The following is a 22635-nucleotide window of genomic DNA, read 5'->3' as shown; positions in this document are numbered from 1 at the left end:
TATCAATCCTCATACATTCTGATAGCGTCGTCCAACCACTTGGTCACGCGTTCGCGAGTGGCATCAGGGGCGACTACAACAATCTTACCGCCGTTACGAGCCACCCAGGGGGCGGCAACGAGATGATGAGAAAGCTGCACTTTCGCAAGATGACCTGAGTCAACCTTGGATTGAGACCATGCTATCGGGTTGAAGGCTTCAATCACCGGCAGAACGTCTTGATGCACGAAAAATTCAACTTCTAGATCATCGCTGTTTGCCGAGTAACTAAAATCTAGCTTCTCAACGTCTTGATGACGCTCGGTGAGTTCAAAGTGCTCCCCCGTGAGGGTGGCTTCGAGGACACGATCAATCCGGAAGGTGAGGATTGCCTGGCGGGTTCGACACCAGGCACGCAGGTATTGGACGGGACCGTCCTCAATGATCCGCAACGGCTCGATGACGCGCAACTGATGGGTTTGCGAATTCGCCGAATAGTAATCAATTTCCACGACTTCGGAGTTGCGCAGCGCCTTGATCAGCTGCGCAGGAGTGTCGTGTTCGCGGACCTGATTCAAGGCGAAGCCCAGCGCGCCATTCCAGCCCTCGAAGCGTGCCACCGCGGCATTAATCTTCTCTAAGGCGGTTAGTAGCACTTCTCGGTGCTCAAATTCGGGGATGCTGACTAGCGCGTTCAAACCGCCCAGAACCGCCACCGCCTCCAGCGGGGCAAGCTTCTGCGGTTCTGCGAGAAGGGCCGCGTTGGAGATGGTGACTACATCCGAATCCAGATCGCCATCGTTAACGTTGATCAGTTCATCATGCTGGCCATTTGGCACGCCGCACATCATGATCATTGCCAGCTCATCGCGAACCTTCGACTGCGTTAACGAATAGCGTTCGCTCAACTCGCCAATGGTTGCCGACCCCTGGGAGACCACGAACTGGATCATGTCGATATTTCGCATCACCTGCTGGGCGGTCGAGCTTCGGCCCATAGCGCGGTGCGGCTTGAACTTTGCGTTCTTCACGGACTCGCGCAGAGGAATCTCGGCTTGCGCATCTCGAGCTTGGCGGAGAATATCTGCCACCTGGGAAACTAGCGCAGCTGGTTCCAGTACCCTGATTGAGGCCCCATAGCTTGCTAGCTCAGCTGCGAATGAATGCCGGTCTGCGTAGCCGATGTTCAGCTTCGAGGAGCTGCGCGTGCCGTTGATCGCACGGGCACGCAACGGGGTGGCCTGCTCATCAAGCACTTCGACCACCGCAAGATGTCCGGGGTTGCGCAAGTCAAAATCCTGAAGCACCTGGGTCATCGAAAAGTCTTGCGGACGTGCCCTGTAACTGTTGCTGGAGGCGCCATCACGGCGTACTTGGGTGGCAAAGTTTCCCTGCACCCTGTTAAGCCTAAAAACCCGCTCTGCGCCGCGGGAGTGATCCCAGCCGGTGAAGTACCAGTTTCCGAATCGCTGACCGATCCCCCACATGTCCACGACGCGTTTCGTGGTGTTTTCCTGGGCGTCCTGATAATCGAACTTCAGCGTTTTCTTATTGAAAACCGCCAATGCGCATGTCTTGAAATTCGGGTCGTCCATGGACAGCCGCGGAAGCATCGCCCCAGCATAGGGCGCGATGCTCAATTCCGTGCTTTGGTTTCCGGTAATGCGCGCCGCGGCGCTGAGGGCTAGAGCCTGGAGCTTCGAGTCTTTCCAAAGGCTCGCCGCGAGGGCGATCATCCCGGTTTCAGCAACGGTGAAGTCGATAGCGGGCAAGAACCAGTCGCTGGTATCGATTCTGTAGTACGCCGTCCCGTCGACGCTTTCGGATATCAGCCGCAGACCGAACTCGTTGCGGATATCGTCCTTCAACCGTTCGATGGCCTTTTCACGAGCCTCCGGGTTGCCATCGGGGTTCAGGTAGTCTCCGATGCGTTCGGCGTTGAACTTTCGTTCGGTAGTTGCCAACGCATAGATGAGACTTGTCAGGCGTTCCGCCTTGCTGGGTCCGTCACTCTGCTTTGTGCTCACGTGCCTACCCTAACGAACTTCCGTGCTGATCTAAGACTTTGAAGACAGAGAAAGCCCCAAGAATTGCGAAAAGAACGCAACTCTTGGGGCTAACTTCAGTGGCTTACTTGGTGCCCATCAGGTCAACGACGAAGATCAAGGCTTCGTTCGGTGCGATTGCACCTGGAGCGCCGCGTTCGCCGTAGGCCAACTCCGAAGGGATCTCCAGACGGCGGCGGCCGCCGACCTTCATGCCCAAAAGGCCCTGATCCCAACCCTGGATAACCATGCCGACGCCCACCGGGAAGTCGAGGGTCGAACCGCGGCCCCACGAAGAGTCGAACTCTTCGCCAGTGGACCAAGAAACACCTACGTAGTGCGCCTGAACGGTGGTGCCCGGGGTGACCTCGGCGCCGTCGCCCTCGATCAGGTCATTGATAACCAGTTCGGTAGGTGCATCGGTGCCTGGAAAGTCGATTTCAGGCTTGGTGCGCTCGTAATTACGTTCTCCAAAGGACATGTTTACGGCCTTTCTATTATTTACTTTCGGTTACCTTGTCTAATTCTACGTAGAACACCAGTGGTCCTTCTGGCTGACCCGGCTGCGGGTTCTTTCCATAGGCCATGTCCGCAGGAATACTCAGCAAGACCTTGCTGCCTTCCTTCAGTCCTTTAAGGCCTTCCAGCCAACCCTTGATGACGCCGCCGGACATCTGCATCTCAAAGCCCGCATCGGAGCCGAAGTTGCCGTCAAACTTCTTGCCATCTTCCCAACGCACACCGTGGTAGTGGACGCTGGCGCTGGAAGTGTCGGTGGTTGCCGGGCCGGTGCCTTCTTCAAGAACATCCACCGCTAGACCTGCTGGGGCTTCGGTGTCCTTAGGAATGGTGATCGCCGGATCGCCCTTGCCGGTCTTGACGGTAGGCAGCTTGCCTTCGTCCTTGAGCTTCTTGACTTCGTCCTGGGTCAACGGCTGGGTAGCTGCCTCAGACTCGGCGATCTTGATGACGATCAGACGCTCGGCGCGAGCGCCCTCGGCAGGCTCGGCGACGCTGCCGTCCGGCTGCTGCACGCCATCGATGGCCGCGTAAGCGATCCAGTCGCCGACCTGCGAAGTCAGCAGAGTTTCATAGAGTTCCGGCATTTGCTCTTTAAGCGCGGCATCGACCGGCATCTGAGTGGTCGCACCGGTGAAGTTTTCGTTGGTCAGCTGCCCATCAATGGTCTTGTAGAGACCCGATTGGATGTCAATGGTGTCGCCCTCTTTGATGTCGGCGCCATCACCCTCAACGACGGTGACCGCCTCTTCTTTATCGGTGAGCAGCGGGGCCTTGAAGTTCACCTCGGGGGCGGTCTGCTCGTCGGCGGCCGGCTTCACTTCGACCTTGCTCAGGGAGCTAGAGCCCGAACCGCAGGATACTAGGGCCAGGACGGACGCGGTTGCACATACTGCCAAAACTTTTCGCACGAATCTTCTTTCCGATAAGAATTATTTACTCTGCTTACGCACCTTGCCGAGGCAAGGGCACGACGATCTGCATCCAGCTTAGGGCCATTTACTGTGAAATTTCTTGTTTTCAGCTGGTCATACGGGGCGCCGCATCACTTCGATGAGCTCATCAACCGCTGAATTTGTGGTGGCAAAAGGATCTTTGCACAAGACCACCCCGCCCTCGCCTTCCTCATATTTCATATGAACCCAGTCGGTTGAGTAACGCCGGCCGGTGGCACGTGCGGCACGAATGAATTTGCTGCGTACCGCCGCACGGGTGGTGGCCGGCGGGTTCTCCACCGCATCCAGGATTTGTGCCGGGTCGAGCACCGAGCTGGCCAGCCCGCGGCGGCGCAACAGGTGGAAGATTCCACGTCTAGGGTCGATGTCGTGATAGGTCAAGTTTAGTTGCGCGACTCGATGCGAATCTAGCCCCAGATCGTTTTTTGCCGCATATCCGGTGATCAGCTTGTGCTTGATCGCCCAGTCGATGTCCTGGTCGATCAGGGAGAAGTTCTGGCTTTCTACAGCGACGAGCACCTGTTCCCACAATTCGAGAACTCGTTCGACCTGATCGTGATGTGCACCGTGGCGGGCCACAAATGCCTTAACTAGTTCCAAAATCTTCCATTGCAGTTGCAATGCCGTTGGCTCATCGCCCGACATTAAACGCACCACAGTTTGGCCGGTGAATTCGTGGGATATGTTGCGGATCGAGCGAATCGGATTTTCCAGGCGCAGATCATGATAGATCTCCCCCGATTCAATCAGCCGCAAGACCAGGTCTGTGGCTCCGATCTTGAGCAGCTGCGTAGTTTCGCTCATCGAGGAATCTCCCACGATGACATGCAGGCGGCGGTGGTATTCGGCATCGGCATGCGGTTCGTCGCGGGTATTGATAATCGGCCTCGAGCGGGTGGTGGCCGAGGAGACGCCCTCCCACATGTGGTCTGCACGCTGGGAGAACACAAATTTGGTTTCGCCCTCCACCTGCACCAAATGCCCGGCACCGCACAGCAGCTGGCGAGTGACCAGGAAGGGAATGAGCATGTCGGCCAGTCGCTTGAACTCGATCTTGCGTGGAATCAGGTAGTTTTCGTGGCAACCGTAAGAGTTGCCGGCCGAGTCCACATTGTTTTTGAACAAGAACAGCCGGCCCTCATGGCCTTCTTCGAGCAATTGCTCCTCGGCTTGCTCGACCAGATCGAGCATCACTGCCTCCCCCGCCCGGTCATGGGCGATCAGCTGCAAGAGCTGATCGCATTCTGCGGTGGCATATTCCGGGTGGGAACCCACATCGAGGTAGAGCCGCGAGCCGTTGTTCAGGAACACGTTAGAACTACGTCCCCAAGCGACGACGGGGCGGAAAAGGTGTCGTGCCGCGTCTTCCGGGGTGAGGCGCCGACCGTCGGACGGCACGTAATTCAACCCGAATTCGGTCTCCAGACCGAAGATTCTGCGATCCACCAGAAGTTACTTCCCCTCATTGATGTTGCCGGTAGCCCCGGCAACGATTGCCTGCTGCCTGTTTACCCGTAGGTTACTGGCCACCCTTTTGAACGAATCCACGCACGAATTCTTCGGCATTCGATTCGAGCACCGAATCAATTTCATCGAGTAGATCATCAACTCCTGCGCTGGTGCCGGTCGCATTGACCTGCACCTGCTCGGCTTCGACGCCTTGGGCCTGGGTCTCGCGACGGGCCGAGAAATTTTCCTGAGTCATGGTGTTCTCCTAAGTTCTGTCAAAACGCCTCATTGCTGAGCGTCTCTGCTTTTCATTCTGCGCCGTTTAGCGGCGTCGTGCCAACTGGTCGATGAACTCGGCGATCTCTAGATCTGCGTCGAAGAGTTCCCCCACTTGGGCTCTGCTTCCGGCTAAAGGTTCAGGCATGTGGAATCGGCTGACCTTGCGGGCGCCGGGCACCGAGAAGGACAGCGCGTCCCAGTTTGCCGCCACCACGTATGGAGCATAGCGTTGCAGCGTCATGCCGCGCAGGTAGGCGCGGGTGTCTTCCGGAGGATGATCCACGGCGGCGTTAATTTCTTCTTGGCTGAAGATGGTCTCCATCAGTCCTCGCGATGCCATGCGGTAATACAGGCCCTTGTCCAGACGAAGATCCGCCCACTGCAGGTCCATCAAGGCCACCCGAACATCGTCGAATCCGACCCCGTGCCGCTCGGTGTAGGACTTCATCAGCTTGTACTTCGCCACCCAATCGACCTGAGCGGCGGCCTCTAAGGGATCTTTTTCCAGCGTGTCGAGGATGGCACGCCAGCGGCCGAGGATCTCGGTGGTGTCCGGATCGTCCAGTTCCCGCTGGGCGCAGAAGCTTTCTGCGGCCTCCAGGTAACTGCGCTGGATCTGAATTGCGGTGAGCCTGCGACCGCCACGCAGCGCCACCGTGGTGCGCAGCGAGGGGTCATGGCTGATCTGCTGCAGGGCAGAGACCGGATCCGCCAGTTCGAGGTTCGGCGACATTCCAGCTTCGATGAGGCCGAGCACCAAATTGGTGGTGCCCACACGCAACAGCGTGGAAATCTGCCCGAGGTTCGCGTCCCCGATAATCACGTGGAGCCGACGGTATTTGTCCCAGTTGGCGTGCGGTTCGTCGCGGGTGTTGATAATTGGGCGGTTGACGGTCGTTTCCAGGCCCACCTCGGCCTCGAAGAAGTCCGCGCGCTGGGAGATCTGGAACTCGGCTCCGCGCCCGAGCATGCCCCGGCCCACTCTTCCCGACCCGCAGTAGATCTGCCGGGTTACGAAGAAGGCAGTCAATCCACCGACCAGTTTGGAGAATTCCACGTCACGGGGCACCAGATAGTTTTCGTGCGAACCGTAGGAAACGGACTTGTTGTCCGTGTTGTTCTTGTAGAGCAACAATTCGCCGCTGCCCAGCGTAGCGGCGGTGGCCGCCGCCCGGCGCATCACCTCGTCCCCTGCATGGTCCCAGAGCACCGCGGCGCGCGGCGAGGTGACTTCGGGGCTGGAATATTCGGGGTGCGCGTGATCCACGTAGAGCCGCGCTCCATTGCCGAGCACCATGTTCATCACCACATCGGTGGTGTCCTTCTCCTGGTACAGCGTCGCACCCACGCGGGCGTCATTGCCGTCCAGCGCGATCGATTCGGCCGTCCAGATCCCGGAGTCCTCGAGCGTTGGCTCGGAATCTGTGAGCTGGCTCGGATGGGCTTGGGCACGGTCCACCGAGTGCCCGCGCGCGTCGGCCAGCGGCGATTCATCGGTGTAGTCCCAGCGGGCGGCTCGGGCATCCGAGCCGGAGTCGCGTACCAGCTGCGCGTAGGCGTCGACAATTTGAGCCGAGAGCACTGTCGAGTTGGCCTGCGGCATCGAGGGGCGAATGATCCCGTATTCGGTCTCAAGGCCGACTAAGCGCCGGGCGCTCACGAGGCATCCTTCGCCTTGACCAGCGAACGAATGTGGCTGATCCGCTCGCCCTTGCGTCCGGAGATCCGCGCCCAATCATCGGGGTTGGTGGTATTTGGCATATCCTCGTGCTCGGCAAATTCTTCGCGCACCGCGCGCAAGAGGTATTCCATCTTCAACCCGCGTTCGCCGCTGGTGATCAGCGCCTTGATCGCGTGCTTCTTGGCCCGGTCCACCACATTGTGGATGACCGCGCCGGAGGAGAAGTCCTTGAAGAAGAGCACCTCCACTTGTCCGTTGACGTAGGTGACCTCCAAGAATTCGTTGATCGGTTCGGTGGAGTACATGGCCTCAACGGTGCCGGCGATCATTCGGTCCACGGTCCTCTGGGCATCCCCTGCGTCGGCTGCCACCTCGGACTCGTGCAGCGGCAACTCGGTGGTCAGGTATTTGCCGAAGATCTCGCTTGCACCGGTCGCGTCAGGTCGGCGGATCTTGATCTTCACGTCCAAGCGTCCCGGACGCAGGATCGCCGGGTCGATCATGTCTTCGCGGTTTGACGCGCCAATCACGATCACGTTATCCAGGCGTTCAACCCCGTCGATTTCGGCCAGCAGCTGAGGCACGATAGTGGTTTCGACATCCGAGGACAGTCCGGATCCGCGAGTGCGGAACAGGGATTCCATCTCGTCGAAGAACACCACTACCGGATCGCCGTGCAGCGCCTTTTCCCTGGCTCGAGCGAAAATCAGCCGGATATGACGTTCAGTTTCGCCCACATACTTGTCGAGCAGTTCCGGGCCCTTGATATTCAAGAAGTAGCTTCGGGCCTGTCCGGTGCCTTTGCGAGCCGCGGCGCGCTGGGCCAACGAATTGGCCACGGCCTTGGCGATCAACGTCTTGCCGCAGCCCGGAGGACCATAGAGCAGGATGCCTTTGGGTGCGCTCAATCCGTGTTCGCGGTAGAGCTCGGGATGGGCAAACGGCAGCTCCACCGAGTCCTGGATCGCTTCGATCTGCGAATTCAGTCCACCAATATCGGAGTAATCGATATCCGGAACCTCTTCCAGAACCAGCGACTGCATATCGGTCAGCTGCACCCTGTTAATGGCCAAGCCGGTCCGGGCATCGATGGTGAGCTGGTCCCCTACGCGAAGGTGTTCTCCGCGCAAAGGCTCGGCGAATTCGATCACCCGCTGGTCATCCCCGCGCGCCATCACAACCGCCTGGTGGTTCTCCAGGATTTCCTTGATCGTGACCAGGTCTCCAGACTGCTCATAGCCCAGTCCGGCAACGATGACCAGCGCCTCATTGAGCAGGACCTGCTGGCCAACGTGCAGCTTGGCAAAATCTAGCAGCGGGCTGATGGCCACGCGCATCTTGCGTCCGGAGTGGATTACGTCCATCGCCTGTGCGGCGGTAGTTTCGATGCCCAGTCCCGCTTCGGGGTGCTTGCGCGGATGTTTGGCTACGATAGTTCCGTGGCTGAACGGGGTATCGCCGTCTTTTTCCAACGCGGATTTGAGATTGATGATTTGTTCGCGAGTCTGCTCCAGCAGCGCCACGAGGCGTTGGTTATTTCCGCTGATTCCGGCAAGCTGCTTATCCAGGTTGCGGTTCTTATCGCGAAGCACGTTGACCTGGCGTTCGGTCATCTCAAGTCGTTCGGCGACGCGTTGCGCCTCGTTGTTTTCGCTCACGTTGTACTCTCCCAAACCTCGCCGTTCGCCACGCGGCCCAGCTACTGGCTCTGGATACGCGGGTCGTTCTGAGTCCATCCTATGAACGTAAAGCCCCGGGAATGAATTTCCCAGGGCTTTAGTTCACATATTGAAACGTTAGTTCTCGGGATCCGAGACGTTTTCGCCTTCGCGGATCCGATTCGGGCGGTTTGCGTCCTTGGCGGCGCGACGCAGCTTCTTGGGCGAAATGCCCCGTTCACCCAGCGCAGTGTCGGTCCATTGCTCCTTGTCGTGCTCCCGGGTCCAAGCGTTCAGGTCCTCGGCCGAGTAGCCGTGCTCCTTCATGCGCTTGGCCTTAGGGATGCCGTCCTGAGCGTCGGCCAGACGGCGGGTGGTGATCAAGAACGCTGTGTGGGCCACCATGCGGTGATCCGGGCGAACCGCGAGGCCGTCGACATGCCAGCCGCGCACCATGGTTTCGAAGCATTCTGGCTCGGTGAACTGCCCCGAGGCGCGAATCGCTTCGACCACACGGGACATCTGGGTCACGGTGGCCACATAGTTGGTCCATACCCCGCCCGGCGCCAGTACGGTTGCTACCGCATCCAAGCATTCCCAAGGCGAAAGCATATCCAGCACCACGCGGTCCACGCTGCCCGGCTCTTCCACCTCGAGCACCTTCTCCTGGAAGTCTCCGATGGACAAATGCCAGGCCGGGTGCTCGCCGCCGAAGACCGTGGAAATATTGCCGCGGGCGATATCCGCAAATTCCTCGCGGCGCTCGTAGGAATGCAGGTAGCCTTGGTCGCCAACCGCGCGCAACAGCGAAATCGATAGCGCGCCAGAGCCCACCCCTGCCTCCACCACACGGGCACCGGGGAAGATGTCGCCGAACTGGATGATCTGCGCGGCATCCTTTGGATAAACCACGGCCGCGCCGCGCGGCATGGACAGCACGAAGTCCTTCGCCAGCGGACGCAGCACCTGGTAGCGCACGCCTTCGACGTTTTCGATCACGGTGCCCTCCGAAGAGCCGATGATCGCATCATGTCCCAGCACGCCCTGGTGGGTGTGGAATTCTCCACCGTCTTCCAAGGTGATGGTGTTGATCCGGCGCTTCTCGTCGGTCAGCTGGACGCGGTCACCGACGCGGAAGGGGCCGCGTCGGGCATTCGCGCCATGCGGCGCTGCGGTGTTCTGAGCACTCACTGAGTTTTCCTTTGTTGTAGAGCTTTTTAGGCTTTGCGGCCGGTGACGGCCGCGATGATCTTGCGTTGGTGCAGCAAACCCACCACGGTGCCGCGTGAATCGATGACCGCGTATTCTGCGCTGCTCACGCTGGCCAAATAATCGATGAGCTGCCGGCCATCGGAGTCTTGGGCCACAACGGCGCCATGGCCCAGAGCACGGGATACCGCAAGCGCGGATACTTGGCCGGCCCCGGCCGGGTCAACCCGGCTCAACGCCTGCTCGTCGACCACGCCGCAGGGCATGCCCTGCGGGTCGATCAAGATGATGTGTCCGCCGCGGTTCTGCCTGCGGGTCAGCACGTCGGCGACCGTGGCCACCGACATCATCGCACTGGCCGGGGACATCAAATCCCCGGCGATCACCTTAGGCAGGTTCAGCATCATCTTGGCGTGGTTGATCAGCGCCGTGGTGGCCTGCCACATGAAGACCGCCACCATCACCCCGACCACCATGGTGAGCAGCTCTGGCCGCTCGCCCTTGAGGAACGGCACCACGACAAACCAGATCAAGACGCCGATGACGATGAGACGGCCGGCCCAGGAAGCGGCGATAGTTCCCTTGAATTGGGATCCGGTCAGTTTCCAGACCGCGGATTCCACCAGACGGCCGCCGTCCAGCGGCAAGCCTGGCAAGGCATTAAACGCGCCGAGCAGCAGGTTCGCGTAGACGAAGAAGTTCAGCAGCAGCCCCGGGTACAACCCAAGCTCCGGCAGCTGCAACGCCAGCCAGGCGAGGCCTGCAAGCACAAAATTCGACAGCGGCCCGGCCATGGCCACCGCCAGAGAGGCGCCAGGCTTGGCCTTGAACGAACCGAATTGGGTGTGCCCGCCCATCAAGGTCAGCACAATATGCGCGTCAGGCCATTTGAACGCGCGCGCGGTCAGCGCGTGGGCCACTTCGTGGACGAGTACCGCCAGCGCGATCACCACAGCGCAGGCGAAACCCAGCAGATAGGCGACCAGCGGCGGGATCAGCGCATTATTGGACAGTTGTATGCCGATGGCCACGGTGATGACCGCGGTGATAATGAACCACGAATTCGACAGGTACACCGGCACCCCGCCGATGCGGCCAAGTTTCAAGCCCGGGGCTTTTTCGGTAACTTCGCTCACGCGTTAACCTGCACCAACCAATCGGTCATCGTTCTAAGATCTACGTCCACCAGCGAATCGATTCGCCGCCAGTTCCCCACGCCCGGGTCCGTCGCGTTGGGGATCAGCACCGCGTGCAGTCCCGCCGCGGAGGCCGAGGTGATCCCGGGTTTGGAATCCTCAAAGCCGATGCAGCGTGCGGCACTGAACTCGCGGTCCAATTTTTCGCCCAGGAGAGCCAGTCCGCGCCGGTAGGGTTCTGGGTCCGGCTTGCCGTGGGTGACCTCTTCGCCGGTGACGCTGACGGTGAAGATGCCTTCCGGGAGCGCCATCATCAGCTCGTCCACAATGCTGCGCTCGCTCATGGTCACCAGAGCCTGCGGAATTCCCGCCTGATGCACAGCGCTCAGCAACTCCAGTGCGCCGGGCCGCCAAGGGATGTCATTGGTCAAACCCGCCACAACCTCCGCGGAAAGGTGTTCGATAATCTCACGGATGCTCAGATCGACGCCGGCTTCCTGCAGGATTTTTGCCCCGTTGGGCAATGCTTGGCCGACGAGGTTGAACGCCTGCTCCTCGCTCCAGATTCCCCCATGGGATCTAACGAGTTCCATTTCCGCGTTAATCCAATAGGGTTCGGTGTCGATGAGGGTACCGTCCATATCCCAGAGCACCGCTTGGGGGCCATGGGATGGAACTTTTGCATCGAACGCTGATTTGGTGCTTGGCATGACTCCATTCTAGATGGAAGAGTGGTGCTAAACCGCTTCGCCGAGTCGGCCGGGGCGGTCTGCAGGCTGGAAAGGGGTTTGTCATGAGCGAGGAATACCACGCACCAACGCTGAACGGCTTCGTTGCGCAAACCGAACATGAGATGCGTCCCACCATCTTAATTTCGGCTTTCGAGGGGTGGAATGATGCTGGTTCGGCCGCCAGCGATGCGGTGCGCCGCATCCTGAACAACGCTGAGCCGAAACATCTGGCCACCGTGGGCAAGGATGACTACTACGACTACCAGTTCACCCGGCCGCACTCGCGGTTGACCGAAGAAGGCCGGATTATCGACTGGCCGACCACCGACCTCTACCGGATCGATATTCCGCTCGCCCCGGCGGATCTGCTGCTGGTGGTCGGAGTGGAGCCAACCTACAAGTGGCAGGGGTTCTGCGCGCAGATTGTGAAGCGCGCAAGGGCGGAAAACGTCCATGCGGTGCTCACCCTCGGCGCCTTGCTGGCCGACGTGCCGCATACCCGCCCGGTGCCAACGGTGCTCAATAGCGATCACCCGAAATTGCAGGAGTACTTCAAGGTTTCGGCTTCCCGATACGAGGGGCCCACCGGAATTCCCTCGGTGCTCGGCGCCGAATTTGAAAAAAACGGGATTCCCACCATGTCGCTGTGGGCGCAGCTCTCGCACTATGTCGCCCAAGCGCCCAGCCCGCGGGTGGAACTGGCGATCGTGGAGATGATCGAAGAATTGGTTCCGATGCAGGTTTCCTCGCAGAAGCTGCGCGAGGATGCAAGCGCTTGGAAGCGTGGGGTGGATGAGCTCTCGGCCGCGGATCCGGATGTATCCAAATACGTGCAGCGGCTCGAGCAAGCCTCGGATGCCAGCGAACTTCCCGAGGCAAGCGGCGAATCCATTGCCCGCGAATTCGAGCGCTATCTGCGCCGCCGGGGGCGCTCGCGCGGCGAAGAGCACGGTCCGGATTTCGAGATCTAGCTCTTCGGGCATAAAAAATCCCCAAAAGCAGGTACCGAACTTTCGGACCTGCTTTTGGGGAGAAACGCTGCTTTTAGAGCTTCAGACCCAGCAAGGAATCGATTCCGCGGGTGAGCAGTTCACTGCCTTCACCGCTGCCCTCGGCTTCGCCGGCGGCCCACTGGTCGATGGCTTCCAAAGCCGCGGGGGCGTTGAGGTCATCTGCCATGCGTGAGCGGATCCGGGTCAGCAGCGCGGTGGCTTCGGCCAGGCCCGCGCCGGTGATCCGGGTGCGCCAGGTAATAACGCGTTCCTGGGCTTGTGCGAGCAGCTGATCGGTCCAGGACCAGTCAGTCCGGTAGTGCTGCGAGAGCAGCACCGCGCGGATGGCCACCGGCTCCACGCCAGCGGCGCGCAGCTTGGAGACGAGCACCAGGTTGCCCAGGGATTTGCTCATCTTTTCGCCGTCCAGGCCCACCATGCCGGTGTGCACGTAGGCTTGGGCCAATTCGGTCTGGTCGTCTGCTGCGGCATGCGCCGCGGAGAATTCGTGGTGCGGGAAAATCAGGTCCGACCCGCCGCCCTGCACCGTGAACGGCGCCGGAAGAGTTCTGCGGGCAATCACCGAACACTCGATATGCCAGCCCGGGCGTCCGGTGCCCAGCTCGCCGCCCTCCCAGGATGGTTCCCCGTCGCGGGCCATGCGCCACAGCAGCGGATCCAAGGCGTCGCGTTTGCCGCTGCGCTTAGGGTCCCCGCCGCGTTCGGCGAAGAAGCCGAGCATCGTTTCGCGGTCATAGTTGGAGACTCGTCCAAGTTTCCAAGCATCGTTCTGCGCGCCAAGGGTATCGAAGTAGATATCGCCTTCCACTCCGTCAGCTCCTGCCGGAACCCGGTAGGCCAAGTCCGCGGCGAGCAGCCGCTCTACCACCGGAACGAGCCAGTCGACGGATTCGACCGCGCCGATGTAGTGCTGCGGCGGGATCACGTTCAGCGCTTCCATATCCTCGCGGAATAGCTGAATCTGATCTTCGGCGAGATCCTGCCAGTTAACCCCGGTAGCGCTCGCGCGCTCGAGCAGCGGATCATCCACATCGGTGATGTTCTGCGTGTAGGTGACCTTGCGGCCGTTATCCAGCCAGGTGCGGTGCAGCAAATCAAAGGTGACGTAGGTGGCGGCGTGTCCCATATGGGTGGCGTCGTACGGGGTGATCCCGCAGACATACATGCTTGCCGGGGCGTTGGCCTTATCTGCCGGTGCGGTGGCCTGTTTGGTTCCGCTGGAGGTATTGAAGACCTCCAAAATAGGTGCGGAGCCAACTACATGTGGCACTTGCGGAGACTTCCACGCGAGCACTGAGTACATCCTTTCGCAGATGTATAGACGATCTTCCTTTAAGGGCAAGTCAACGAGCGCAAACTTTATTCCCGTGTCAGGAAAGAGTTTTAGGCGCTGATCATTCCGAGGCTAAGGAAAACGAACAATCCTAGGCCCAAGAGGATCCGGTACCAGACGAAGAACCGGTAAGAGTGGGTGGAGACGTACTTCAGGAACCAGCCAACGATGAAGAAGCCCACGATGAAGGCGATCGCGGTGGCCAGCCCGGTCTGCGCCAGACTGTAGACCCCTGGCTCGGAGAAGGATTTTGCCAGCTTGTACAGGCCCGAGGCGTACACCGCTGGAATGGCCAGCAGGAAGGAATAGCGCGCGGCTGATTCACGGGTATAGCCCATGAGCAAGCCGGCGGTGATCGTGCCGCCGGAGCGCGAAACACCGGGGATCAGCGCCATCGCCTGGGCCAGACCGTAGAGCACGCCGTGTTTGACGGTGAGCTTATCCAGCGTGCGTTCCTGCTTGCCGTAGTGGTCGGCGATGGCCAGGAACAGGCCAAAGAGTACCAGCATGGTCGCCACGATCCACAGGGAGCGGAAGTTCGAGTCGATATAGTCTTCGAGCAGGAGTCCCAAGATGGCGATAGGCACGGAACCGACAATGATCAACCAGCCCATTTTTGCATCCGGGTCCGAATGCGGGATCTTACCGGTGAGCGCCCTGAACCAGGCACCGATAATCCTCACGATATCGCGCCAGAAGAAGACAACCACCGCGGTTTCGGTACCCAATTGGGTGATTGCGGTAAAGGCTGCACCGGGATCTTGCGCATTGGGCAAGAGTTCACCCACGATACGCAGGTGGGCCGATGAGGAGACGGGCAAGAACTCTGTCAGGCCCTGGATTAACCCGAGGAAAGCTGCTTCAAACCAATTCACCCCTTGACACTACGTCATTTGGAGGGGATTCTCGGTGATTAAACGGCTTTCGAAACGAAATTCAAACCGTGGCCGTACTCACTCGTCATCGTCCTCATCCGTAGGTATGGTGAACGGAAGTAGTTCAGAATACTGGTCGTAGAGTGCATCCTCATAGAGCTCGAACGCTTCGGCGAGCGAACCAAAGGCAGCGTCAACCGCGGCATCGGCAGATCCGCGGCTCTGGGAAACCACCGTCAGGTGCTGCTCGAGTCGTGAGATCAGCAGTTGCAGGGCGTATCTCGGTTCGGTGCTCATGAGTCACACGCTACAACCGAAATCGTTCTTTCGATAGGGGTGAAATGCTTCAGGAATTAATCAAGGCTCCGCTGCACTTGGATAATGATGACCGATACGAGTATTTGGTGATCACCGCGTTCCCTGCAGAATCCAAGCAGGTGGCACGCACAGCCTTGCGCGAGCATTCGGATAACGGCAAATGGGAGCTGATGCGCACCCTGCGTTACGAGGGTGGCGCCAGCAAATATTGGTTGCGCCGAAAGGTGATTCGCGTGGTCAGCACGATGGAACGCTCAGGAATCTAAGGGCCCGACCAGCCAGCTGGCCACCGTATTTTCCGCCGAGGCGGCATTGGATGGGTGATACCAGCTGGCTTGCACATCGCGGTACAAACGTTCGAATTCGCTGCCCCGGAAATATCCGCCGCCGCCGAGCAGCTGACCGGCAGCCTCCACATTTTCCCGTGCGCTCTGCCCGGCGAGGGTGCGTAGCGTGACCAACCGCGGGAACCAGCTCTTCCCGTGGTCCACCTTGCCTTCCAGATCCCCGGCGACGGTACGCTGCAGGGCGTCGAGGCTGATCATGCGCATTCCAGCTTGGGCCAGCACTCCCCTGGCGCGGACATCTTGGGTATAGCTGCTGCCGTCCTGATGGGTGCGTGAGTTCAACGCCGCCTGTGAAAGCTCCACTGCGCGTTCGGCGATCCCGACGTACACGCTCGCGGTGAGCGTGAGGAACGAGGCGAAGATCCCGAAGATCAGCGGATCGGCGTTCGGCCCCGCCTCAAGCCGCGAGTGCACCCAGCCGGCCGGGGCCACCGCGCCCTCCAATTTAGTGGTGTGCGACTGGCTGGCTCGCATGCCCAAGGTATTCCAGTCCTCCAGCGAGCGGACCCCGGCACCGCGGGCGAGGAAGCCGTGCACCAGTTCCCCGCTGGCCTCATCCTTGCCAAACACGCCAAGCCGGGTGAACGCCGGGGACAGCGAGGTGAAAATCTTCGTGCCGGTGAAGCTGACAGACCCATCGGCCAGGGTTTGCGCCGAGGTTTTCGAGTCGAAGAGCACCGAGTCGTTTCCGGGTTCGGAAATCCCGAAGGCCATCACCTCTCCGGCTGCGATCCACTCGGTGACCATATCCAAGCGCCGGTCCCCACGGGCCGCGAGCAGATAGGCGACACCGGCCCAAACCTGATGCATGTTAATGGCCAATGCGGTGCCCGGCGCGGCGCTGGCCAGCCGGCGTTGGGCGAGCACCACCTGTTCAAAGGTCCACCCCAAACCGCCTTGGGACTCGGGCACCAAAGCCTTGAGATAACCAAGGCCCACTAATTCTTCGAAGTCCTCGGTGGCAAATGCATTGGCGGCATCATAGCTTCCGGCGCGTTCGCGGAATCGTTCAAGCAGCTCAGCGCTGAGGATCTGTTCAATAGGCAAGTTGGCTTCTCCTAGTAGTCGCGCAGTAGTCGGTCAAGGACACGGGTTCCGAACTTCAGAGCCGAAATCGGCACCCGCTCATCAACCCCGTGGAACATGCCGGTGAAATCAAGATCATTGGGCAGCTGCAAGGGGGCAAAACCGTAGCCAGTGATCCCCAGCTTTGCCAGCGCTTTATTGTCGGTGCCGCCGGAGAGCATATAAGGCAAGACCAGCGCTTCGGGGTCCTCGGCCTGTAGCGCATGCACCATCGAATCAACCAGCTCACCGCTAAATGGCACCTCCAGCGACTGCTGGTCTTGGAGCAGAGTGAGGTTGACGTGTTCTCCGGCCAGCTCGCGCAGTTTCTCGATGGTGGATTCGTGTTCCATGGGCAGGGTGCGGCAATCGATCAGCGCCTCGGCATAGCCAGGCAGCACATTATGCTTGTAGCCGGCTTTGAGCACCGAGGGGTTCGAGGTGTTCTGCAGCGTGGCGCCGACAAAGCGGCTGGTATCCCCCAACGCCTCGAGCAGCTCGCCGGGGTTTTCCTCGACGAACTCGATTCCGCAGATCTGGGCCAGCTCCTCGAAGAGGGCGCGCGTGGTTTTCGTATAGGACAGCGGCCACTGGTATTCACCGATGCGGCTCACCGCGGCGGCCAGGCGCGTCACCGCGTTCTGCGTATTGAGCTGCGAACCGTGTCCAGCCACCCCATGCGCGGCGAGCTTAATCCAGGCGATCCCTTTCTCCGCGGTTTGCACCAGGTAGGCACGCTGCCCGGCGATCTCCGTGGAGAATCCGCCGACCTCGCTGATCGCCTCCCCGGCCCCGGCGAAGACTTCTGGATGCTGCTCCACCATCCACATCGAGCCCCAGTCGCCGCCGGCTTCCTCGTCGGCGAAGAACGCGATGATCAGATCGCGGCGCGGACTGATCTGCTCACGCATCAGGTGCCGGATCACCGCGATAATCATCGCGTCCATATCTTTCATATCCACCGCTCCGCGGCCCCAGATCATGCCGTCGATGAGCTCAGCGCCAAAGGGGTCCACCGACCAATCCTCGTCGATCGCCGGAACCACGTCCAGATGCCCATGCACCACCAGCGCCGGCAGGCTCGGATCGCTGCCGGGGATCCTGGTGACCAGGTTCGCGCGTCCCGGCGCCGATTCGTAGATCGCAGACTCCAGGCCGACCTCGGCGAAAAGCTCCGCGATATAGTCCGCGGCCTCGCGTTCGCCATGGCTGTTATTCTCGCCGAAGTTGGTGGTGTCGATGGTGATCAGCTTGCGGCAGATCTGCACCACTTCATCTTGCATCAGTTCATAGGAGCGGGTGCTGGGCATCTTGTGGACCTCTGTTCGCAGTGACGGCCGTATTTGCTATCTACCCTAGTTCGCGGAGGGCAATTGTGCTCGGCCTCGCCTAGCCATGGAGTCTGCGGTAGGTGGCTGCGGCCGCTGGATGCAGGGGTTGCCCGCCGGTGGAGATCAGCGTATCGGGAGTGAGGTATTGAATTCCGGCGCTATTGCGCGGAATGAGTTCACGCGCATGGTTCACCAATAGCTCGACGACCGCCGCCGCCACCCGGTCCGGCAGCCCAGCGCTTGTCATCAGCAGGTTCGCCACTCCCACGGTATTGACCTCGGCCACCCCCGGATAGGTGTTGCGTGGAATGATCACGTGCTCGTAAAGCCGCGGATGCTCTGTGCGCAGGGCCGGAAGCACCCCTGCCAGATTGATCAATCGCAGCTCCATTTTGAGTCCCAACTCAGTGATGGAACTGACCGGGATGCCGCCGAATAGCAGGAGCGCGTCAATTTCCCCGGCTTCCAGCGCTTTGAGCCCGGCTACGTAGCCCAATTGGCGTTCTCTCGGCTTTGTTCCCTCGGATTCCAGCCCGGCGGCTGAAAGAATGCGCTGCCCGGTCACCCAGGTGCCCGAACCCGGCGCTCCTGTTCCCAGACGTTGGTCGGACAGGTCGGCCAGCGTTCGGATCTGGCTGTCGCGGCGCACGATGCAGTGGTAGTAGTTCTGGTAGACCCGGCCCAGAGCCACCAGCGAAGAATCCGCGGACAGTTCGCGTTGGGCCACGGTGTCCGCCAGGGCCAGCGATAGCCCTGCCTGCCCGTTCTCCAGCAGTTCGAGGTTTTCGACGCTCGCCTCGGTCAGCAACGCTTCGGAGTGCGCGGCGATGCCGTAGCGGACCAGGGCCGTGGCGAGCAGGTTCGCAAATTCAAAGTACATGCCGCCGCTTTCGCCGCCGGCCACATTCAGCCGCTCGATCAGCGCCCCCTGCGAGCAGGAGGCCAACGCCGGCAAGCTAGTAGCGGCGAGGGCACCCAGCCCCGCCCAGCGCAGCAGTCGCCGTCGGCCAGGGAGCCCCGAGCCCTGGTTTTCGTATTTAAGCACCTGGACCGCCCCCGCTGTGGCCTTGGCCGCGTGGCATCAGCAAGCTGAAGGACAGGCCACCGCCTGCTGCCGCCGCTACCCGCAGTTCTCCCCCGTTGGCGCGGGCGAGCCGTTCCACGATCGCCATGCCCAACCCGGTGCCGGGGGTCGTCCCGTTCGGGTCGGCGCGCCAGAACCTTTCGGTCACCTGAGCCAACTGCGCTTCGCCCAGTCCGGGGCCATGGTCGCGGATGGTGATTTCAACAAGATCCGGCGCGGCCCGAAGGGTGGTTTCTATCGGCGACCCTGCCGCATACTTCAGGCAATTCTCATAGAGCTCGGCGAGCATCTGCTGCAGCTCGAACTCGTTGCAGGCAATGAGGACATCCGCGTTGTTCCCGGCGTCCAGCAGCAGCTCGGTACCGCTTTGCCGCGCCGCCATGGACTGCCGTTCGATTTCTTCAATCAGCAGTTCGCGCACCCTTACCGCATCTGCATCCGCCGCACGGGCAGCGAGCGTGCTGCCCGCTGCCTGTTCGGAGAGCCGATGATCCGCACTGGCCAGCCGGAGCACCGCGTCCAGCAGCGACTCCACCCGGCGCAATTCCTTCTCAACGGCCTGCACCGCCTGCGGGTTCGCCTCTGAACCAAGGCGCAGCTTCAGCAAGTCGACCCGCAGCCGCAGGGCCGCCACGGGATTGCGCAGCTGGTGCGAGGTTTCGGCAATCAGCTCCCGCTGCGCGGCGAGGCTAGCGGTCATCACATCGGACATTTTGCTGAAGGAATGCGCCAATTCACGCAGCTCGGGCGGACCGGCCGCTTCCAAGGGGGCCGAGGTCTTCGTTTTCGCCAATTCCTTGGTTGCTTCGTTAAGCCGGTGAATCGGCTTGAGCACCCAGGCGGTGACCCGGTCCGCGAGCAGCAGCAAGGCAGCCCCGGAAGCGAGGCTCAACAGCACCACCATGGCCCAGCGCTGCAGGACCAGCTGGCGTGAGGTGTCCAGGTTTACCTCCATGAGCGCCGAGCCGAGGACCTGGGTCGAGTTGCCAAAAGGGCGCGCAATCAGCGCGTGGTCAGCGGCGAAGGGATTGATGGTGGGGATATCGGTATGCGCGAGGTTCAGCTCGGTATTCTCCAACGCCCGCACCACCTTGGGCGCCGTAGGATCCAGCTGGCCGGAAGTCAGCGTCACGGTGCCCAGGCGCAACAGCAGCCCTTCGTCATAGAGTTCGGAATAGGTGTCCATCTCCAGCTGCACCTTGCTGTGCTCGGCATCGGCTTCGGCCTGGGCACCCAATTGGATGAATCGGTTCAGCGACGCTTCGCGGCTCAACCGCAGCTCCTGGGTCGCGTCAACGCTCGCATTTTGCATCAGCACCGCCGAGACGATCACTACCAGCAAAGCCAGCAGCGAGCCCAGAATAGCGATGACCCGCCATCTCACTGGAGATTTGCCTCGATGCGGTAGCCAACACCGCGAACGTTGATGATCATTCCTGGTCGCTCAAGTTTGGCGCGCAACCCTGTCAGATGGACGTCCAGGGAACGGGAGACGGCCACGAAGGCGTCGCCCCAGAGGGCATCAAGGATCTGTTCCCGGGTGATGACCGAGCCGGCATGCTTAGCCAACAGCGTCAGCAAATCGAATTCCTTGGCGGTCAGGTTCAGCGCCCGCGACCCCAATTGGGCCTCCCGCGTGTCAAGATCGATGCTCAACTCGCCGACCTGCAGGAGTTTGGAAACCGGGGAGCTCATCCGCGACCGGCGGGCCACCGCTTCGATGCGTGCTAGGAGCACCGTCAGTCCGATCGGCTTGACCAGATAGTCATCAGCGCCCTGGCGCAACCCGCGCACCACGCTGCGTTCGTCGTTGCGGGCACTGAGGATCACCACCGGCGTCGTGGTGACCAGGCGCAGCTTGCGCAGCACCTCCAGACCGTCCATATCCGGCAGGCCGAGGTCGAGCAGGATCATGTCTGCTTCCCGGTGGCGCAGCAACGCGTCCTCCCCGCGGGTGACGCATTGGGCTGTGTGTCCGGCAGCTGCCACGGCATCGGCAAGAGCCGTCGCGACGGCGTCGTCGTCCTCGACGATGAGCAGCTGCAAGGCCACGTCCTTTCAATCCTTGGTGCACCACGCACTGTCAAGCACTTTATCAGCTGAATTCGACCACTTACCGACCGATTGGTTTCCTAAGAACCACTTAAGACTTGGCTCACACCTTGGTTATGATGCTACTCACCCATACATTAGATCTGTCTCTCTAGTTGCCGTGATGAAGATCAACGACGATCATTGCTCACACCAACTGTTTTGAGGCATCCCGGTACTCGCACCGGATACGAGCTAAACACTTTAAGGACTTCACTCATGGCCGAACAGCATCAGCCGGGCGCAGAGGGCGCCCCGGTTCACGCCGACCGCGACGGTGGCGGACCACCAAAATGGAAGATTATTGGCCCGGGCCTGGTTGTTGCGGCAACTGGTGTGGGCGCGGCCGACATGGTCGCCACATTGGTAGCCGGTAGCCAGTACGGCTACGCCCTGTTGTGGGCGGTTATTTTGGGTGTCATCCTGAAGATCGTTTTGGTTGAAGGCGCTGGGCGCTACACGCTGGCCACCGGAAAGACCATCTTCGAGGGCTGGAAGTCCTTGGGCAAGTGGACCACCTGGTACTTCGGCCCGTACATCATCATCTGGGGCTTCGTATATGGCGCCACGGCAATGAGCTCGGCGGCGATGCCGCTGGCGGCTCTCTTCCCCGCGGTGGACCTGAAAATTTGGGCTGTGCTGATGGGCTTGGCCGGTTTCGCCATGGTTTGGTTCGGCCGCTACTCCTTCTTCGAGAAGGTCACCGCCGTACTCGTGGGCATCATGTTCGTCACCGTGGTCGGTCTGGCGGTCATTGCCGTACCGAACGTTCCGGAAATGCTCAAGGGTCTCGTACCTATGATTCCGTCCGGCGGCGTGGTCTACACCCTGGCTCTGGCCGGTGGCGTTGGCGGCACCATCACTCTGGCGGCCTACGGTTACTGGCTGCGCGAAAAGGGTTGGATCACCCCTAAGTGGATGCGCGTAATGCGCATTGACAACTCGATGGCCTACGTCATGACCGGTATCTTCGTGATCGCCATGCTGATCGTCGGCGCTGAAGTAGTTCGCGCCGCAGGTGTCTCGATCTCCGCAGGTGACCGCGGCCTGCTGGATCTGGGCGAAGTGCTCAACGAGCGCTACGGCACTTTTGTCGGCACCGGATTCCTCGTGGGCTTCTGGGCCGCTTCATTCTCATCGATCATCGGCGTATGGAACGGCGTGTCATTGATGTTCGCCGACTTCTGGGGCCACATGCGCAAGAAGCCTGCTGGACACAAGGACACCCTGACCGGCGGCAAGTACTTCAAGTTCTACGTCCTGTGGCTGACTTTCCCGCCGATGGTGCTGTTCCTACTGGACCAGCCAATCGCCCTGATTCTCGCCTATGGCGTGCTCGGCTCGCTGTTCATGCCATTCTTGGCGATCACCCTGCTGGGCCTGCTCAACGGCAAGCGCATCCCTAAGGGCTGGGCGAACCGCTGGCACACCAACACGGCGCTGGGCATTACCGCGCTACTGTTCATCTCCCTGGGCATCCAGCAGCTCTGGAAGAACATCGCTCCGCTCTTTGGCGGCTAGCCAAACTCCATCTAG

Annotated in this window: 21 protein-coding genes; 3 read left to right on the top strand and 18 right to left on the bottom strand. The window is 60.6% G+C overall.

Going from position 1 to position 22635, the window contains the following annotated elements; translation table 11 throughout:
* Positions 1 to 2: 2 nt before the first annotated feature.
* The 10 genes from LG294_RS08435 to LG294_RS08390 form a co-directional block, all read right to left on the bottom strand.
* Complete coding sequence (locus LG294_RS08435; RefSeq protein WP_404291338.1) at positions 3 to 2006, bottom strand: helix-turn-helix transcriptional regulator; 2004 nt, start codon at positions 2004 to 2006, stop codon at positions 3 to 5.
* 103 nt (positions 2007 to 2109) lie between these two features.
* Complete coding sequence (locus LG294_RS08430; protein WP_096253963.1) at positions 2110 to 2505, bottom strand: FKBP-type peptidyl-prolyl cis-trans isomerase; 396 nt, start codon at positions 2503 to 2505, stop codon at positions 2110 to 2112.
* Between the two features lie 16 nt (positions 2506 to 2521).
* Positions 2522 to 3454, bottom strand: coding sequence for an FKBP-type peptidyl-prolyl cis-trans isomerase (locus LG294_RS08425; protein ID WP_404291336.1), 933 nt, complete (start codon positions 3452 to 3454; stop codon positions 2522 to 2524).
* Positions 3455 to 3571: 117 nt separating this feature from the next.
* Positions 3572 to 4945, bottom strand: a complete 1374-nt coding sequence (gene pafA / locus LG294_RS08420) for a Pup--protein ligase (protein ID WP_404291334.1) — start codon at positions 4943 to 4945, stop codon at positions 3572 to 3574.
* 73 nt (positions 4946 to 5018) lie between these two features.
* Positions 5019 to 5204, bottom strand: coding sequence for a ubiquitin-like protein Pup (locus tag LG294_RS08415; protein WP_404291333.1), 186 nt, complete (start codon positions 5202 to 5204; stop codon positions 5019 to 5021).
* Between the two features lie 66 nt (positions 5205 to 5270).
* The gene (gene dop / locus LG294_RS08410) at positions 5271 to 6887 is read right to left on the bottom strand and encodes a depupylase/deamidase Dop (protein ID WP_404291331.1); all 1617 of its coding nucleotides are present in this window, start codon (positions 6885 to 6887) and stop codon (positions 5271 to 5273) included.
* Positions 6884 to 8521, bottom strand: a complete 1638-nt coding sequence (gene arc, locus LG294_RS08405; RefSeq protein WP_404291708.1) for a proteasome ATPase — start codon at positions 8519 to 8521, stop codon at positions 6884 to 6886. The genes dop and arc overlap by 4 nt, the downstream gene beginning before the upstream one ends.
* Before the next feature lie 183 nt (positions 8522 to 8704).
* A complete protein-coding gene (locus LG294_RS08400) occupies positions 8705 to 9757 on the bottom strand; it encodes a tRNA (adenine-N1)-methyltransferase (RefSeq protein WP_404291329.1) in 1053 nt (350 codons plus the stop codon).
* A 26-nt stretch (positions 9758 to 9783) separates the two neighbouring features.
* Positions 9784 to 10911: a site-2 protease family protein gene (locus LG294_RS08395; RefSeq protein WP_404291327.1), complete on the bottom strand. Its 1128-nt coding sequence runs from the start codon at positions 10909 to 10911 to the stop codon at positions 9784 to 9786.
* On the bottom strand, positions 10908 to 11621 hold the full coding sequence (locus LG294_RS08390; RefSeq protein WP_404291325.1) for an HAD family hydrolase: 714 nt from the start codon (positions 11619 to 11621) through the stop codon (positions 10908 to 10910). Before LG294_RS08390 ends, LG294_RS08395 begins: the two co-directional genes overlap by 4 nt.
* Before the next feature lie 83 nt (positions 11622 to 11704).
* On the opposite strand from LG294_RS08390, the gene LG294_RS08385 reads away from it, so the two are divergent.
* Complete coding sequence (locus tag LG294_RS08385; RefSeq protein ID WP_404291323.1) at positions 11705 to 12613, top strand: proteasome assembly chaperone family protein; 909 nt, start codon at positions 11705 to 11707, stop codon at positions 12611 to 12613.
* Between the two features lie 73 nt (positions 12614 to 12686).
* On the opposite strand, the gene mshC is transcribed toward LG294_RS08385, so the two are convergent.
* The 3 genes from mshC to LG294_RS08370 form a co-directional block, all read right to left on the bottom strand.
* Positions 12687 to 13949, bottom strand: coding sequence for a cysteine--1-D-myo-inosityl 2-amino-2-deoxy-alpha-D-glucopyranoside ligase (mshC, locus tag LG294_RS08380; RefSeq protein ID WP_404291321.1), 1263 nt, complete (start codon positions 13947 to 13949; stop codon positions 12687 to 12689).
* 89 nt (positions 13950 to 14038) lie between these two features.
* Positions 14039 to 14863 (bottom strand): undecaprenyl-diphosphate phosphatase, encoded by an 825-nt coding sequence (locus LG294_RS08375; RefSeq protein ID WP_404291319.1) that lies wholly within the window; start codon positions 14861 to 14863, stop codon positions 14039 to 14041.
* Between the two features lie 78 nt (positions 14864 to 14941).
* On the bottom strand, positions 14942 to 15160 hold the full coding sequence (locus LG294_RS08370) for a hypothetical protein (RefSeq protein WP_404291318.1): 219 nt from the start codon (positions 15158 to 15160) through the stop codon (positions 14942 to 14944).
* Between the two features lie 44 nt (positions 15161 to 15204).
* Here LG294_RS08370 and LG294_RS08365 point away from each other — a divergent pair, with 44 nt between their 5' ends.
* Positions 15205 to 15447: a DUF5703 family protein gene (locus LG294_RS08365; protein WP_404291316.1), complete on the top strand. Its 243-nt coding sequence runs from the start codon at positions 15205 to 15207 to the stop codon at positions 15445 to 15447.
* Here LG294_RS08365 and LG294_RS08360 read toward each other — a convergent pair.
* The 5 genes from LG294_RS08360 to LG294_RS08340 form a co-directional block, all read right to left on the bottom strand.
* Positions 15436 to 16575, bottom strand: coding sequence for an acyl-CoA dehydrogenase family protein (locus tag LG294_RS08360; RefSeq protein WP_404291314.1), 1140 nt, complete (start codon positions 16573 to 16575; stop codon positions 15436 to 15438). The two genes, LG294_RS08365 and LG294_RS08360, sit on opposite strands and share 12 nt — an antisense overlap.
* An 11-nt stretch (positions 16576 to 16586) precedes the next feature.
* Complete coding sequence (locus LG294_RS08355; protein WP_404291312.1) at positions 16587 to 17903, bottom strand: M20/M25/M40 family metallo-hydrolase; 1317 nt, start codon at positions 17901 to 17903, stop codon at positions 16587 to 16589.
* A 79-nt stretch (positions 17904 to 17982) separates the two neighbouring features.
* On the bottom strand, positions 17983 to 18969 hold the full coding sequence (locus LG294_RS08350) for a TAXI family TRAP transporter solute-binding subunit (protein ID WP_404291310.1): 987 nt from the start codon (positions 18967 to 18969) through the stop codon (positions 17983 to 17985).
* Positions 18962 to 20392 carry an ATP-binding protein gene (locus LG294_RS08345; RefSeq protein ID WP_404291308.1) on the bottom strand — a complete coding sequence of 477 codons (1431 nt, stop codon included), beginning with the start codon at positions 20390 to 20392 and terminating at the stop codon, positions 18962 to 18964. The genes LG294_RS08350 and LG294_RS08345 overlap by 8 nt, the downstream gene beginning before the upstream one ends.
* Positions 20389 to 21054 (bottom strand): response regulator transcription factor, encoded by a 666-nt coding sequence (locus LG294_RS08340; protein ID WP_404291706.1) that lies wholly within the window; start codon positions 21052 to 21054, stop codon positions 20389 to 20391. The genes LG294_RS08345 and LG294_RS08340 overlap by 4 nt, the downstream gene beginning before the upstream one ends.
* A 264-nt stretch (positions 21055 to 21318) precedes the next feature.
* Between LG294_RS08340 and LG294_RS08335 the strand changes: the two genes are divergently transcribed.
* Positions 21319 to 22620 (top strand): Nramp family divalent metal transporter, encoded by a 1302-nt coding sequence (locus LG294_RS08335; protein ID WP_404291306.1) that lies wholly within the window; start codon positions 21319 to 21321, stop codon positions 22618 to 22620.
* Positions 22621 to 22635 lie beyond the last annotated feature (15 nt).

Source organism: Glutamicibacter arilaitensis (genome assembly GCF_044793945.1).
Lineage (GTDB): Bacteria > Actinomycetota > Actinomycetes > Actinomycetales > Micrococcaceae > Glutamicibacter > Glutamicibacter arilaitensis_B.
This window is presented reverse-complemented; position numbering and strand designations above follow the sequence as displayed.